Origin of the sequence: Solwaraspora sp. WMMA2080 (assembly GCF_027497395.1) — a bacterium.
In the GTDB taxonomy this organism is placed as follows: domain Bacteria; phylum Actinomycetota; class Actinomycetes; order Mycobacteriales; family Micromonosporaceae; genus Micromonospora_E.
The window spans coordinates 5,444,922-5,460,773 of sequence record NZ_CP114910.1 but is presented as its reverse complement, the minus strand read 5'-3'; the positions used below and the strand labels follow the sequence as shown (position 1 = coordinate 5,460,773).

Below are 15,852 nucleotides of genomic sequence, written 5' to 3'. Positions count from 1 at the left end.
CAGGGAGTCGCGGTCCAGCAGCCGGCTGGTCAGGGTCGTGGGGTGAGGCCGATGGTGGTGGCGAGGCGGGTCAGGTCGGGGGTGGGACCGGCCCGTAGGAGCGTGGCGACGACGGTGTGGGCGGTGGGTCGGGTGCGGGTTTCGGCGGGGGCGATCTGGTCGGCGGCGATGATGGCGCGGGCGGCGGCGGTGGGGTTGCCGGTGTCGAGGTAGGCGCGGGTGACGTCGATCAGGTGCGCGGCACGGTGCTCGGCGGGTAGCTCCCGCCAGCCGTGACCGGCGGTGCCGCGCTGGTGGTGGGTGATGGCCTGGTGCGGGTCGCCGAGGGCGGCGGCGAGGTGGGCGCGGGCGAGCGTGACCGTGGTCGGCCCGAAGGCGGTGGTTGTGTCGCCGTGGTCGGGGCGCCGCTGGTGGTGGCTCATGGTGGCTGCGTGTCTGTCGGCGCGGTCGGTGAGCTGGTGTGCGGTGGCGGGGTCGTTGCCGGTGGCGGCGGCGAGGGCGGCTTCGATCAGCAGGGTGCCGGCGAGGGCGTGGTCGTCGGGTGCCGGGTGGTCGGTCGTGGCCGGCGTGATGAGTGGTACGGCGGTGAGCGCGGCTCGCGTGGCGAGGGTGCTGCGGTGCAGGGCGCGGAGTGCCTGGGTGAGGGCGATGGCGGCTGCGGCGGTGTGCCGGGGGTGGCCGTTGGCGGTGGCGATGGCGCGGTCGGCGGCGAGCCAGGCGAGGTGGGGTTCGTTGAGTTTGGTCAGCAGGTGGGCGGTGAGCCGGTAGACCCGGGTGAGCAGGTACCCGGCGTCGGGGGCGTCGCTGGTGGTGGTGTAGCGGGTGTGGGTGAGCAGGTCGGGCAGCATGCGGAGTAGTTGCGGGTAGTGGGCGTGCTGGTAGGCGCTGTGGGCGTACTGGATGCCGCGGCGCAGGTCCTCGGCGGACGGTGTGGGTTGGTCGGGGGTGGGGGTGTCGTAGCGGGCGAGGGCGGCGCGGAGGTGTTCGACGGCGGCGGCCGTGGTGTTGGTGGTGGGTTCGGGCTGGCCGGTGGTGGGGCCGAGGATGGTTTCGGGGGTGACGCCGAGGACAGCGGCGACGGTGTGGACGACGGAGATGCGGTCGAGGGAGCGGATGCCGCGTTCGACCTTGTCGACCCACGAGTGGGACTTGCCGATCCGGTCGGCGAAGACCTGCTGGGTCAGGCCACGTCGGGTGCGGAGTTGGGCGATCCGCCGGCCGATGGGTAGTTCGGCGATGCGGTGGCGGCCGGGCGCGGTCATCGGTGCATGCTCCGGTGGATCTCCTCGGTGGTCGCCCCGCAACGGGGGCACCACCGGGACTTGACCCGGAACGCGAACAGGCCGAGGAGGAAGCCGGGCATCAGGCCGGCGAAGACGATCGGTAGCAGTCTGGCGATCACGAGCACTCCGCTGTTGTGAACGGCGGCCTCGTCGAGGAATCCAATGCCTGCCGCCTGGTGGATAGCACACGGTGGTATGCGCCACACAGGACAGTAAGAGTGCCTCGTAGTTGATCTATTACTACCGGTTATGGCTACAGGTTTATTCCGAGCCGGCCAGCAAGCATCCGTAGGTCGTCGGGGACCGCACGACGCTGGGTCCGGTGCGCGATGGCAACCACCGCCTCGCGGGCGAGTGGGTTCAACGCGAACGGTGCCGGCGCGGCCCGCTCGGCCTGGACGAACGCCGCCAGCGCCTCGGCGTCGCGTCGCCCACCGGCGGACAGCGCACGACCCAGGTCCAGCCAGTAGGACTGGTGACGGATGGCGGCGACGAGGGCATGAGGACGCACCGTACGGGACAGTTCGATGACGCGGCCGTGTTCGCCCAGCTCGGCGGCGATCGACATTTCCCAGAGGCCGACGTTGGTCGGCCCGAAGCCGCAGCCGTTGAAGCCCGCGCCGTCGGCTGGATCCCCGAGGCTCGCCGCGTCCCTGGCCGCCTCCGCCAGGTGATCACGAGCGTTGTCCACCCGACCACTGACAGCGCAGGTCAGTGCGGCCGTAAGGTGCAGCTGACCGAGCATCTGCCGTACTCGCTCATCAGCGGCGTCGGCCTGCACCTCGGCGAGCGACCGGTCGGCGGCTCGCGCCGCGAGCGCAGCGGACTCGATCGGCAGACTCTGGGTGTACGCGAACCGCGCCGCACCGATCCAGGCCGGATCCGCGACGTCCTCGGCGGCCGTCACCGCGATCCGGGCGGCGTTCAACGCGAGATGCCGGTAGCCGAGGTTCCGCAGGCAGGTCGAGGTCAGATAGGCGACATGGGCGAGCGTGGTCCCACCGACAGCGGCGGCAGCGTGCAGCAACCCGGGCAGCATCGGTGCCATCGCCGGGTAGTTCGCACTCGCCCTGAGCTGGTCAGCACGAGCGATCCGGGCGGCAAGCCCTTCAGCGCTGCCGGCGACTGGCTGCCGCTCGCCGTCCTCGATCTCGATCAGCGCCGACCAGATCCCCGGAACGCACGCCCCCGCCCGCTCCCGTGCCGGATCCCCCGACTCGGTGCCCTGACCAAGAAGGTCAGCCACGGTGACCTGAAGAGCACTCGCGATAGCGACCAAGGTGGAGCGACGGTCGATGCTCTTGTGTCCCGACTCCAACTGCGAAATGTACGACTGGCTGACGCCGGCCAAGCCAGCGAGGACCCCTTGGCTCATCCCGCCCCGACGCATCCGCCAGTACCGAATCCGCGCACCAACCGTGCTCACCTTCTCAGGCATACCGTCGCTAACCTCCTGGATAGCGGGCCGGGGCACCCCAGCTGACATGGCCGTCGGGTCGGCTACCCCGACCGTACCCGCCCTGAAGGTCCACGCACAGGCCCTGATCCATACCCCGGTCGCGGCAGCGGCGATCCTCCAGCTTCCACACCACTGACCTAAACTTGTGGTCGTTTTGTGGGCAATGGTGCGGGTTCCGAGCTAGGTGTGGGGTCGGGTGTGAGACGTGCAGAAGCTCCTGGTAGGACATGGATTGACTAGATCAACATGTTCCAACCAGGAGCTTCGGTGTCGGATTCTGCCATGGTGTCGACCGGTGCGGTGCGACAGGCCGCCGGTCAGCGGGAGTCGCTGCGGACGGCAGTGATCGCCGGTCCGGCTGGTATCGGGACCCTCGACGAGCAGGTGACCGGCCGGTTGTGGCCGATCCTGGCCGATGCCGCACACATCGGCCGGGCGCGGGCCACGGTTGGGCACGTCGACGCGCGGCGGCGGGTGCTGACCGGGGCGGTCACGGTGATGATCGTGCTCGGGCTGTGCCTGTTCCGGCGGGAGAGCACATCGGTGGTGACCGCACGGGTGACCTCACGGATCCCCCGGACCCGGTGGAGGGCACCCCGACCGCCGCGGCGGTGTCGAAGGCCCGGGGCAGACTCCCCGCGGCGGTGCACCAGCGGGTGTTCACCACCGGCGCCCGGTCCACACCGACGTTCGGGCCCGAGTCGTACGCGTTCGGTCTGCTGGTCACCGCGATCGACGGCACCGTGTTCGACCTGGCCGACACGGCGCGGACACGGGCCGGGTTCACCACCCCGACCGGCGGCCGGTTCCCGCAAGCCCGGATGGTCGCCCTGGTCGCCTGCGGCATCCGCTGGATCCTCGCCGCCCGTATCGCCTCCTCCGGGACCAGCGAACAGGCCCTCGCCGACGACCTGATCGGCGAACTCCAACCCGGCACCATCAACCTCGCCGACCGGGGCTTCTTCTCCATGGACCGCTGGACGCGGGCGGCCGCCACCGGGGCGCACCTGCTGTGGCGAGTCAAGAACGGCGCGCGGAGCCTGCCCGCCCGCCTGGTCGAGGTCCTCCCGGACGGCTCCGCGCTCGTGCAACTCGCCGAGTCCGACGCGATGCTGTCCCGCCGCCGCACCACCCGCGCCGACCGGGGTCTGCCCCGACTCCGTCCGACACTCGCCCGTCTGGTCGAGTTCACCGTCACCACCCGCGACCGCGCCGGCCGCACCACCCACAGCCGCTACCGCGTCCTGACCACCCTGCTCGACCACCACCGTCACCCCGCCACCGCCCTCGCCGCGCTCTACGCCGAACGATGGCAGATCGAACTCACCTACGGACGACTGAAGACCACCCTGCGGGAACCCGGCGCCCGACCACGCGGACAGACCCCCGAACTGGCCCACCAGGAACTCTGGGCGCTACTGACCGTCTACAACGCCCTCGTCCGACTCGCCGTGACCACCGCCGTCGACCTGAACATCGACCCCGACGCGGTCAGCTTCGCCACCGTCCTCGCCCTGACCCGCGCCCACCTCGCCAGCCAGAACCCAGCACCCTGCGTCAACTGCGGACGCCACGACCCCGACCCCACAACCGCACTACTCACCGCGATCGCCGCCCAACCCCTCAACCGACCCATCCGCACCCGCACCGGACCCCGCACCAACGACAACGAAGAACACAACGTACCCGCGATTTACCTACGAGATAACCATCAGCCACGTCGATCTACCGAAAGCCGGCAAACCGGCCAAAGTTAGGTCAGTGTATGTGAGCCAGGGCCGCTAGCTTGACACTCCGAACTAGATAAGGGATGCCGCAACTAGAACAGCCTCTTCGGCCGTGAGCGCCGTCGAGGTCCGGTCTTTACGGGGATCCTCAACGCGGAAAATTCCAGATGTCCAGGTAATCCACACCTCCCCTGCCGCGCGATCTCGATGATCCCGCATGATGCGCAGCATCGTTAAGTGAGTCACATAAGGAAAGCGGTGAGTGAGTAGGTGATTTTTGTGCGCAGCCAACAAGAGCGGCCGCAGGTCGACCAGGTCGGGATCAGATAACAAACTTTTCCATTGCACAGCAACTGGGTCGCCTTGGTCGAATTCTAGCGCCAATTCACCGGCAACCATGAATGGATATTGTGATAGCAATCCTTCGACTCCGACACCCATTCGCCACAATTCAGCCACTCGGATAATGTCGATAAGGTCGACTGACCCACCGGATGCCCATACGCGACCGCCAGCTATCAATGTCACGAAGAACCAACGCGACTCAGCTCCTAGTTGCACCAGCAAAGAGCCCTTATCGGAGGCAACCTCAGCGGTTACACGCCCGCCAGCCCCAGGCCTTGCCGAAATCACGCCGAGATTGATCCCACTGCGGGTCGCCAGGGAAGCCATAACTGAGGCCAGGTCGCCTTCTTTGGTAATTTCTGGATACAAGCCACCGCCCAGGAGATCGCTAGTTTCTTCACTCATTTCATCAAATCCCATTTCTGTGAATAGATAGGTTCGAGAATTGGATAGCTAGTCGTCGGTCGCGAACCAGAACTTGGGGAGATTCATAGAATCCCAGTCAGGCTCAGGGACGGCGATTCTAACTCCTCCCTCGCCATAGAACTTCACAGTACTCCAATGAGGCTTATTCAGCAGGGTCCAGTAACCCACAGTGGACCCCCCGATGAATGAGACGGCCCGCCCTCCCATAGGATGGAGTTTCCACACAACAACCAAAGAAAGCGGACCGCCGAGCATGTATCATACCACCGGCTTCACGACCGATCAGATTCGCGACCTCTGCGTGCTGGTCCGCGCCGAATGCCGGAACCTGGGCATGGAACCGTGGCCCCCGGTCCTCGGCCTCTACCGTGCCCTCGTGGTCGCGTTGACCTACATGCGTCGTAACCGTGTCCAAGCGGAGATCGCCGAGGCGCACGGCGTCTCCCAGTCGACGATCTCACGGGCGGTCACCGCCATCACCCCGGTCCTCGACCGCGTGCTGGCGGGGTTCGTGCCGACCGCCGACGAGCTCGACCCGACCGCCCAGTACATCGTCGACGGCACTCTGTTCCCCTGCTGGTCATGGCGCACGGACCGCTGTCTGTACTCCGGCAAGCACAAGACCACGGGCATGAGCGTCCAGGTCGCCTGTACCCTCGACGGCGCGCTCGCCTGGGTCTCCGATCCCGTCACCGGCAACCACCACGACTCGTACGCGATCAACGACACCGGTGTTCTCGTCAGCCTGAATCCCGGAGACTGGATCGGCGACAAGGGCTACGTCGGCAACGGCATGATCACTCCGTACAAGAAGCCCAAGGGCGGCGAGCTCACAGAGTGGCAGAAGGAATACAACAGGCAGGTCAACAAAATCCGCTGGGTCGTCGAACAGGTCATCGCAAACCTGAAGACCTGGAGAATCCTGCACACCGACTACCGCAGACCGCTCGCGACCTTCACGGAAACGATCTCCTGTGTCATCGGGCTGCACTTCTACAGGATCGCCTGTGAATAGACCTCAATCTCTCCGCTTAGTTGACACCGCCCTCGCGATCCAAGCCATCTCCTCCTCGGTAGCATGCGGCGCCACGCCCCCACGCTTTAGACCCTGGATATTCACGGGGTCGTGATCTTGTAACGGTTTCGTGAGGCCCGGAAACGCGGAAGTGCCTGCCAGGCAAGGGAAAATGGTGATTGCGACATCTACCAGGATCTCTAGCGAGGAGGCACTTCCGACGTGCGTGAGCTTACCGGATGGTCGAAGGACCTGCGTGTCACCGCCGACGGTGACGGGGTGGTGGCGATGGTCGGGGTGGCGGGCCTACGCATGCTCGCCGACCGCACCGGCCTGACGGCGGGCATCTCCACCGTGCTAGCCAGGCCGGGATTCGATCCGGTCCATGACCGGGGCCGGGTCCTGACTGACATCGCGTGTTCGATCGCCGCTGGCGGGACAGACGTGTACGACATCGAGGCGCTACGGGCCCAGGCCGCGTTGTTCGGGCCGGTGGCCTCGGACACCACCGCCCTGCGCGCGCTGGGTGAGATCAGCGACAGCGGTCTGCACCGCATCGACGCCGCGCGGGCGAAGTCGCGCGCGCATCTGTGGAGCCTGCTACCGGCCGGCGTGCCGGAGGCGACCTACGCCGGTGGCCTGAGCATGGGCGGGACGATCGTGCTGCGGGTGGACGGCACCATCACCGTGGCCCATTCCCGCAAGGAACACGCCGAGGCGACGTTCAAGAAGACGTTCGGGTTCCACAGCCTCGGCGTGTGGATCGACAACACCGGTGAACTGGCCGCCCTGATGCCCCGCCCCGGCAACGCCGGGGCGAACACCGCCGCCGATCTGATCGAGGTCCTGCGCCAGGCCATCGCGCAGATACCCGCCGACCGACGCGACGACCTGCTGATCACCTCCGACGGTGCCGGCGCCTCACACACGCTCATCGACTGGCTGCACAGCCTCGACCAGACCGGTGGGCGTCGAGTGGCGTACTCGATCGGGTTCGACGTCGACGAACACGTCCGGGCGGCATGCAACCGCCGACCCGACGACTGGTGGGTCCCGTGCCTGTCCAACACCACCGGCGAGGTCATCGACGGCCTTCAGGTCACCGAGATCACCGACCTGCTCCGCGAGCGGCTGACCGGCCTGAAGTGGCCGAAGACGATGCGGGTCATCGTGCGCCGGCGCAAGCTGTTCGACCACGAACAGGCCACCCTGTTCGACACCTGCGGCTACCGGTACTCGGCGTTCGTCACCAACACCGGCGCCCACGGCCCGGACGGCCTGTCCGTGCAACGCGCCGACGCCCGTCACCGCGTACACGCCCGCGTCGAAGACGACGTACGCACCACCAAGGACACCGGCCTCGGGCATCTGCCGTCCAAACAATGGCAGGTCAACAAGGCCTGGTGCGCCGCCGTCACCATCGCCGTGGACCTCACCGCGTGGATGCGCCTCTACGCGCTGACCGGCGCCCTGGCCAAGGCCGAGCCCAAGACACTGCGTTACCGGATCTTCCAGACCCCCGCACGCCTGGTCCGCGCCCGCCGCTACCGGTGGCTACGCCTACCCCACACCTGGCCCTGGGCCACCGACCTGGCCACCGCCATCGAGATCATCCGCCGGATGCCCATGCCCGCCACCTGACCACCCACACCACCGCCCCGACGACCAGGAGGAACCCCAGGAGACCACGCCACCGGCGCGACAGCCGGCCCACAACCACACCCAACGGAGCCGATACATCCACCGCCAACGATGCAGACTCGCTGGTCATCGAACGGCGTCAGACCCACGAAGAATCAGGGTAGACCGTTGTTGACCATGGTTTCGAAGTCACCAGCAAAACCCTTGGTGTTCACGTGCAAAGTAACGTTCCTATCTTCGATTGCACTAAGAACTGGACCCCGCCACTCATCAGCCGAGAGATTGTTATAGTGGATGAACCCATTTTTCTCAGCCCACGCACTTGTGCCCTCTTTGCGATAGCCAAGGGCTACATCGACTTTACCTTCGCCGCCGCCGCCGCTGGTGCCGCCGTTGGAGCGTGAGCTGGCGCCGGTGTTGCCGCCGGGTTTGGAGCTCGCCTTGCCGCTCCCGCCTCCTGCGCTGGTCCGGCCGCCGCCTCCGCTGTTGGTGGAGGCTTTGGGGTTGGTTTTGGCCTGGGCTTGTTTCTGGACGGGGTTGCCGGTCTTCTTCGACGCGTTGACAGCTTTGTTGCTGGTGGTGTTGGCCTTGTCTGCGGCTTTCTTCGCGAGGGCCTGGGCGGCGCGTTTGGCCCGTTCGGCGGCGGCCTTCTTCGCGTTCAACGCGGCGGTTTCGGCGGCGCGGGCCGCTTTGAGGACGGCCTGGGCGGCGGCTTTCGCTTTCTGCCAGGCCCTGATCGCGGAGAAGGTGCGTTCGACGGCCTTGACGATCCGGCCGAACGCTTTGAACAGTTTGAAGGCGGGCACGAACTCGGTGACCAGGTCGACGCAGGACCACACGTCGCCGCCGAAGCAGCCCAGCGCGGCGTTGAGGCCGATGAACTCCTTGAGCACGTCCCAGGCCACCGACAGGATGACCGACGTCATGGACCGGCCCGCGGCCGACCGGGCCTGGGCGACCTGCGCGGTGGACAGACCCGCACCGGCCAACGCCGCCGCCCGCTCCGACGCGGTCAGGCTGATCGACAGACCCGACGGGTCGGCGTGGGTGACCGGGTTGTTGTGCGCGTACGCGTAGCCGTTGGACTGCAACGGGTCCGCCACATCGAGGACCGGGTCGGCGGACAGGAACCGGCCCACCACCGGGTCGTACAGGCGGGCCCCCAACGGGGTGTAGCCGGACGCCTCATCCGGGGTCGCGCCCAGGAACCCGGCCCGGGTCTTCAGATTCGTGGCCAGAGCGGCCCGGCTACGCCGGGCCGCGCGACGACCAAGGCGGCCAGGCGATGCGTCCCGGTCGAAGCGATCAAGGCCGTGACGATCCCATCACGGGTCAACCCACGCGCCGGGTTCCGGGGATCGACGCCACGCCGCTACGCGCCGTGCCAACGAGCAGCCGCAATCTCGGTACCCAAGCCCTGAAATCCGCATCGATCCGTTCGCATACGCTCCGGATACCTGACATCAGTCGTGACAGCAACCGGGGTGCACAACCATGCACCCCGGCGCGTAAAGTCACTGAACCAGCACCATATGGAGTGGTCCACCGATGCTCCACAACTCCGGATCAATCGAACGTTTGGAAATCAAAGAGCCGACCGCTTGCGCCACTCTGCTTCAATTTCGGCGATCATTTCAGTTACGTTCTCATCCGAGAAGACGAACGGGCGCATTTGATCGACCACAGCCTCTCTTTTGGCTTCCGGCGTGGATAACTCACCCCACATTTCGGCCAGGTAATCGCGTACGGCAGGGCGTTCCATTGCTCGCGCTTCAAAGCGACGCCAATCACGCCAACCTTGCGCTTTCCGCGACTCCCCAATTTCTTCGTGATGCGCAATGATCGTCTCAACTAGCCGCTCATGTACGTGACTCAGGAACGGGCTACCTTTCACCGCCCAATCCACATCGGCCGCGTTGAAGCGGATCTCCATCAAGCCCTTCTGAAGTGCGTAAAGCTCGTCGATGTTGTTGATCTCGAACATACTTCCTCATCATCCGAATGGATTCGGGCCATGGAAAACCACGTCATCGAGCGTGAATCTGAACGACCCCGTGTGCATGAGCTCGTTGGGTTGTGAGCCAGGCACCAGTTTAGTCCCAGCGGGCAACCTGAACGCGATCAGGTGGGTTCCTCGGTCCCCGCCCCTTCCCATGAAGAGTGCGTTGCTTGTTTCCTTAGAGCTAAGCATCTCCCTTGTGAAGTACGTGACGCCCTTTGCGTTCGCAGTTACCACACCGCCGTCCATGATTTTGGCGTGATTGCCTTCGGACGTGTAATGGAATACGACATTGTCGTCTAGCGAGTCCGCAAGGTTATCTACGCTGTGCTTCGCTGCATCGCCGCAGTTGTGGACGAGGACCGGGGTTTTGCCGGCGATCACATGGTACGTGTGGACGCGGCTGATGGTGAGGTTGTGGACGGTGGCGTGTGGGACGGTCCTGCGGTGGATGGCGGTGATCTGGACCCAGGTGCCGGAGCTCGTCTGGAGCCACTGGCCGGGTTGGAGGTGGGTGGCGTCGATCCACTGGTCGAGTTCGGGGACCCAGAAGGGGTGTCCGTCGGTGGCGGTGATCTGGGCGACACCGGGGTCGCTGTGGCCGTTGGTGGTGTCTGGGTCTCTGCCCTCGTCGCCGTGTTGGCCGTCGGTGTCGATGGTGATGGTGACGAGGTGTTTGACGCCGTCGCCGGTGATGGTGGCGGTGACGGTCTCGACGCTGGTGGTGCCGGTTTCGGGGTCGGTGGCGATGACCTTGTCACCGGGCTTGACGTCCTCGATCGGCGTGGTGGTGCCGTCGGCCGTCAGGACCTTGGTGCCGGGGGTGAAGCTGTTGTTCAGCGGGCAACTGTCGGCGGGTTTGTCTCCTCCGCCGCTGGATCCGCCGTTGGAGCGTGAGCTGGCGCCGGTGTTGCCGCCGGGTTTGGAGCTCGCCTTGCCGCTCCCGCCTCCTGCGCTGGTCCGGCCGCCGCCTCCGCTGCTGGTGGAGGCTTTGGGGTTGGTTTTGGCCTGGGCTTGTTTCTGGACGGGGTTGCCGGTCTTCTTCGACGCGTTGACAGCTTTGCTGCTGGTGGTGTTGGCCTTGTCTGCGGCTTTCTTCGCGGCGGCCTGGGCGGCGCGTTTGGCCCGTTCGGCGGCGGCCTTCTTCGCGTTCAACGCGACGGTCTCGGCGGCGCGGGCCGCCCGCAGCACCGCCTGGGCGGCCGTTTTCGCTTTCTGCCAGGCCCTGATCGCGGAGAAGGTGCGTTCGACGGCCTTGACGATCCGGCCGAACGCTTTGAACAGTTTGAAGGCGGGCACGAACTCGGTGACCAGGTCGACGCAGGACCACACGTCGCCGCCGAAGCAGCCCAGCGCGGCGTTGAGGCCGATGAACTCCTTGAGCACGTCCCAGGCCACCGACAGGATGACCGACGTCATGGACCGGCCCGCGGCCGACCGGGCCTGGGCGACCTGCGCGGTGGACAGACCCGCACCGGCCAACGCCGCCGCCCGCTCCGACGCGGTCAGGCTGATCGACAGACCCGACGGGTCGGCGTGGGTGACCGGGTTGTTGTGCGCGTACGCGTAGCCGTTGGACTGCAACGGGTCCGCCACATCGAGGACCGGGTCGGCGGACAGGAACCGGCCCACCACCGGGTCGTACAGGCGGGCCCCCAACGGGGTGTAGCCGGACGCCTCGTCCGGGGTCGCGCCGAGGAACCCGGCCCGGGTCTTCAGATTCGTGGCCAGCACGTCGACGGCGCGGGGGTTACCGAACGGATCCCGTTTCAGGATCCGTACCGGCATCCCCGACAGGGTCGAACCGACCTCCGCGTACGGGCTGCCCTGATGATCGGCCGCGACCGCCGCCAACTGGACCGACGCCGACCCGTAGGCGTACCGCAGCATGCTGCCACCCGGCACCGCGTAGCTGCGCTGACTGTTGACGTTCACCCCACCAGCGGCCACCGTGACCACCGCGTCGGCCAGGTGCAGCGTCGCCCGCCGGTCCTGCACGGTCAGCAACCGCGCCCCGTCCGGACCGTAGACGTGCCGGGTCTCGTCCTGCGCCGACCACACCTGACCGGTCGCGGCAGCATCACACACGGCCAGCACGACCGGCGTCGAGTTCGCGGTCGCACCACCATCGACCGCCAGACACAGACCGGACCCGGTGTGCCGCAACTGCCCGGCCACCGTACGGGTCAACCGCTGCGCCGCGGTGCCGTCACACGCACGCAGCTGGACCGCCGACCCGGCCGTGTCCCCGTCCGGCTGGACACACCAGTCGTCGTACACCCGCAACGTGCCCGGGCCGGTGCCCGCGCCGCCGGCTACGCCATGCGCCGTGCTCGAACGGCTGCGACTACTGCTGCGCCCGGATCCCTATCAACGGCTCGACTTGCAGATCGGCAACGGACGTCGACGATGCGGCGGTCAGCCGAGGCCCTTGACGCCCGGATAGGCCGCATCTGAAAGAACCTGTACGGCGGTGCCTGCGGCGGAGGTGGAGGGATGGTAGACCCGCAGTTGTCCGTCCGACGTCCACCGGGCCCACATGTCGGGTATGCCGTCGCCGTTGACGTCGGGGACGCCGATCACCAGGTCGACGCTCGCGGCCGACCAGCCGGTGCCGAAGGAGACGTCACCGTCGCGGGAGTTTATGGCCAACTTCAACGAGTGCAGGTCGACGCTACCAGCGACGGTGCCAGGTAGGCCGTGCCGCACAGACATTCTGCCGTTGTCCAAGTCGCGCCACAGTAGGTCCGGGGTGCCGTCCTGGTCGATGTCGGCCACGTTGACGATTTCCCGCCGGGCCCAGGCGGTGCCCTCCATCAGGGTCGCCTGCTGGAAGCTGGCTCCGGTGTAGCCGCTCAACGTCCAGAATGCGGGGCCGGCCCGCAGGACCAGGTCGGGGTGACCGTCCCCGGTGATGTCCCCGACGGCCTTGAGCTGGGTCCAGATGGCCGGGTCCGGTGCGTCGGCCGGCAACCGCACCCGGATCCGGTCGTCGACGTCGAAGCTGCCGTACCCGTCGCCGGGGTAGATCCAGAAGCCGCCGTCGGGGGTGCGGACGAACAGATCGGTCACGCCGTCGCCGGGGAAGGCGTCGCCGTACTTGGTGAGCAGCGCGACCTGGGAGGTCGCCGGGTCGTACCAGTGACCAGCCGGGTCGAGCTGGCCATCGACGCTGTACGACGCCGCCAGGGATCCGTACAGGGCTCCGTCGGTGTCGCTGGGATAGGTCCGCAGATTGCCGTCGGCGTCGATGATCGTCAGATCGGGTCGTCCGTCACCGCCGGTGTCACCCGGCCCGTCGGCGGTGTCGCGAGGCGGTACGTAGAAGGTGTGGTCGGTACGGGCGCTCCGGTTGCCGGCCGCGTCGTACGCGTACACCTGCAGGGTGGTCGGGCCGGAGTGTCGGGGTCGCAGGTCGGGCACGGTCGCCGTGCCGGAGTTGGCGGTCACGTATGTCAGCTCACGCCCGCCGAGCGCGTAGCTGAACTGGGCGGCGTCGGCGGCGGTGAAGGTGACCGGACCGGTCTGGCCGAACTTCACCGTTGCCCAGGTCGCTCCGTCCGGGGTGGCGGCCAGGAACACGTCGCTGGTGACGGCCGGAGCCGGTGGCGCGCTGGCGTCGATCGTGATCCGACAGGGTTGATCACCTGGCGGGAAGTACCACGATGTCGCACCGTCGGTGTCCTCAGACCGGACGTCCCAGGAGTAGGTGACGCCGTCCACCAGGCTGGTGGCGGGGATCGTCACGCTGCCCCGGCCGCTGCTCAGGCTGGTGACGAGGGTCCCGGCGGGCACCGTGCCGCCGGTGGGCCAGAAGCGGAAGCGCAGCCCGCGCAGGTTTCCGTCCGGGTCTGAACCAGTGGCGGCCAGCACCAGGTTGGTCCGGGCGACGAGGGTGCCGCCGCCGGGCCCGGGGGCGCAGTTTCCGCCGGGTGTGATGGTGCCGGCGGTCGGCTCGTTGGGGCTGCGGTTGTAGACCACGGTCAGCTCGGTCGCACTGACCTGGAACTTGCGCCAGGTGTGGGTGTCGTCCTCATCGGTGGCCCGCATGACGAAGGTGATCTGGGACCAGCCGTTGGTCGCGCCGGCCTGGGCCCCCTGCTGCACGTCGAAGCTGACGTACGCGTCGGCGCACTGGTTGCTGTAGCCATGCGCGAACGACCGACGCTGCTGCTCGGAGATCCAGTCCGGCTGCTTCTTCCAGGTGGTGCCGGAGGAGATCGCACCGGTGAGCCACAGCCGCATCTCCCGGGCCTGGCAGCTCCACGAATGGTTGTTCAGCAGCCGCAGACTCGCCGAACTGACCGTGGCGCCCTCGATGCTGCTGTTGAATCCCATCCGCCAGAAGGTGCGGGCGCGCAGCGGCGTCTCCTCCTCGTAGCCGACCCGAGCGACGGTGCTGCCGTTGTTGAAGTTGGTGCCGTTCCAGGTGTTGGTATTCGGGTGCTGGCTGTAGATGGTCGCCCACGCTTGGGTGGTGCTGCGCATCGTCGGATCGAGGAAGATCGGGAACCGGGCATCGGGGTCGTCCAGCAGTCCGCTGGCCGCCGCGTCCAGCCGCAGCCGCGCCTCACCGGTGCCGTCACCGTCGAGTGTGCTGGGCAGTTGGCCGACCTTGGAGCCCGGCTCGGCACCGCTGAGGCCGGACAGGCTCAGCACGTCGGTCGTGGTGGCCACCGAGGTACGCGGGGGCGAGTCGGGGTCGTCCGTGTTGCGTCCGGAGGAGTCCCAGCCGAACGGGGTGGGGATGGAGCTGATCTCCTCGTCGTCGGCCGGGTCGAGGATCCGGACCCCGCCGGTGACCGGATCGTGCTGGAAGACAGCGGTCGCCGACCGCAGGCCGTAGTTGATCTGGCGGACCGAGTCCACCGTGGCCGCGTCGGGCGTCTTGACGATCAGAAGTTGGCCGACGCCGCCGTCGTCGCGTACCACCATCAGCAGGTCGACGCCGGGCAGCACGTCGGGGTAGAGCGCCCGGGGGCCGTCGAGCACCGGCTCGGGTAGCGGACCGGGCCAGGTGTACGTGATGGTGTGACCGTCGAGGTCCAGCTCGGCCAGCACCCGGTCAGTGGTGTCGGTGGTGTCGGCAGGCTGGTTGTCCGCTGCCGCGTACCGGTCGGCGGCCGCTCCGCCGCTGGAGAAGCGGACCGGTGCCGGGGCGTTGACCGGCCGTACGCCGAGACCGTCGGCGTCGTCGGTGACCCGGCTGCGGCCGGCTCCGTCGGCCCGGCCCTGGTCGGCCGCACCGGTGCGGGTGAGGGTGGTGTCGAGTTCCGCCCACTGCCCGGTGGTGTCGCGGGCCCGCTGTGCGATGGCGTGGCTGGTGGTACGCAGTTGCCCGTCCGGTCTGGCCCAGGTGAGTGAGGTGGCGGTCGTCGCGGTGTCGATCAGCACCTCCTCACCGGTGCGGCGGGCCTGAGCCAGGGCCGCTGAGTCGTCGAGCGGGCCAGCCGACGGTGCCGGGTCCGGGGCGACGAGCCGGTCGATGGTGGACCGCAGCCAGGGCAGCGTCGCGGCGACGAGCGCGACCACCAGCAGACCGACGGTCAGAGCGAGCCTGGTGCGCGTACGCGTGAATGGGCTGAGCAGGCGAGGCGCGGTCACTGCGGTCTACTCCCGTGGGACCCGGTGGGCAGGGACGATGTGGACACCACTGCGCCCGCTCGGCGGCCACGGGGCAGAAGTCCGCACACGATCGCACGGACACCACTGTCGACGCGCCCCTCTTTAACGTTATTAACCTGATATATCCCACTGGTGCGCATCGCCACCCGCGCCGGAATACGAGTCTTTGTCAGCTTTTGCTAGTGGCAACTCATCCATGTATTGCGATTTCAAGATCTCTACGCCTTGTGTGCAGATTGCCACCACAGGTCGTGATTGACCAGTGACGCAGTTCACTCAGATCCCTGCCGTCAACCTGCCGCTCACTTGAGTGTCAGATCAACTTGACGCAG

9 protein-coding genes and 2 pseudogenes are annotated in these 15,852 nt (G+C 67.3%); 3 read left to right on the top strand and 8 right to left on the bottom strand.

The features are described 5' to 3' along the window. Positions 1–29 precede the first annotated feature (29 nt). The 3 genes from O7543_RS24995 to O7543_RS24985 form a co-directional block, all read right to left on the bottom strand. Entirely contained in the window at positions 30–1,262 is a 1,233-nt protein-coding gene (locus O7543_RS24995) for a helix-turn-helix domain-containing protein (RefSeq protein ID WP_281551640.1), read from the bottom strand. After that, positions 1,259–1,402: a hypothetical protein gene (locus tag O7543_RS24990; RefSeq protein WP_281551641.1), complete on the bottom strand. Its 144-nt coding sequence runs from the start codon at positions 1,400–1,402 to the stop codon at positions 1,259–1,261. Before O7543_RS24990 ends, O7543_RS24995 begins: the two co-directional genes overlap by 4 nt. A 134-nt stretch (positions 1,403–1,536) precedes the next feature. Continuing rightward, a complete protein-coding gene (locus O7543_RS24985; RefSeq protein WP_281551642.1) occupies positions 1,537–2,721 on the bottom strand; it encodes a helix-turn-helix transcriptional regulator in 1,185 nt (394 codons plus the stop codon). Positions 2,722–3,326: 605 nt separating this feature from the next. Between O7543_RS24985 and O7543_RS24980 the strand changes: the two genes are divergently transcribed. Next, positions 3,327–4,499: an IS4 family transposase gene (locus O7543_RS24980; RefSeq protein WP_281567271.1), complete on the top strand. Its 1,173-nt coding sequence runs from the start codon at positions 3,327–3,329 to the stop codon at positions 4,497–4,499. A 42-nt stretch (positions 4,500–4,541) separates the two neighbouring features. On the opposite strand, the gene O7543_RS24975 is transcribed toward O7543_RS24980, so the two are convergent. Next, positions 4,542–5,234, bottom strand: a complete 693-nt coding sequence (locus tag O7543_RS24975) for a hypothetical protein (protein ID WP_281551644.1) — start codon at positions 5,232–5,234, stop codon at positions 4,542–4,544. Positions 5,235–5,493: 259 nt separating this feature from the next. Between O7543_RS24975 and O7543_RS24970 the strand changes: the two genes are divergently transcribed. Both O7543_RS24970 and O7543_RS24965 read left to right on the top strand, forming a co-directional pair. Beyond that, on the top strand, positions 5,494–6,255 hold the full coding sequence (locus O7543_RS24970) for a transposase family protein (protein ID WP_281567270.1): 762 nt from the start codon (positions 5,494–5,496) through the stop codon (positions 6,253–6,255). 222 nt (positions 6,256–6,477) lie between these two features. After that, a complete protein-coding gene (locus O7543_RS24965) occupies positions 6,478–7,896 on the top strand; it encodes an IS1380 family transposase (RefSeq protein WP_281550523.1) in 1,419 nt (472 codons plus the stop codon). Positions 7,897–8,273: 377 nt separating this feature from the next. Here O7543_RS24965 and O7543_RS24960 read toward each other — a convergent pair. From O7543_RS24960 to O7543_RS24945, 4 genes and pseudogenes are all read right to left on the bottom strand, one after another. Continuing rightward, positions 8,274–9,125, bottom strand: a pseudogene (locus tag O7543_RS24960) (RHS repeat-associated core domain-containing protein); the annotation flags it as partial. 356 nt (positions 9,126–9,481) lie between these two features. Next, positions 9,482–9,880, bottom strand: a complete 399-nt coding sequence (locus O7543_RS24955; RefSeq protein ID WP_281551646.1) for a hypothetical protein — start codon at positions 9,878–9,880, stop codon at positions 9,482–9,484. 9 nt (positions 9,881–9,889) lie between these two features. Beyond that, positions 9,890–12,187: pseudogene (locus tag O7543_RS24950) on the bottom strand (RHS repeat-associated core domain-containing protein); the annotation flags it as partial. A gap of 126 nt (positions 12,188–12,313) precedes the next feature. Continuing rightward, complete coding sequence (locus tag O7543_RS24945; protein ID WP_281551647.1) at positions 12,314–15,499, bottom strand: FG-GAP-like repeat-containing protein; 3,186 nt, start codon at positions 15,497–15,499, stop codon at positions 12,314–12,316. Between the last annotated feature and the right edge of the window lie 353 nt (positions 15,500–15,852).

Coding starts and splice junctions, on each gene's coding strand:
- O7543_RS24955 (WP_281551646.1), bottom strand. CDS start 9,880: ATGTTCGAGATCAACAACATCGACGAGCTTTACGCACTTCAGAAGGGC.
- O7543_RS24975 (WP_281551644.1), bottom strand. CDS start 5,234: ATGGGATTTGATGAAATGAGTGAAGAAACTAGCGATCTCCTGGGCGGT.
- O7543_RS24985 (WP_281551642.1), bottom strand. CDS start 2,721: ATGCCTGAGAAGGTGAGCACGGTTGGTGCGCGGATTCGGTACTGGCGG.
- O7543_RS24970 (WP_281567270.1), top strand. CDS start 5,494: ATGTATCATACCACCGGCTTCACGACCGATCAGATTCGCGACCTCTGC.
- O7543_RS24995 (WP_281551640.1), bottom strand. CDS start 1,262: ATGACCGCGCCCGGCCGCCACCGCATCGCCGAACTACCCATCGGCCGG.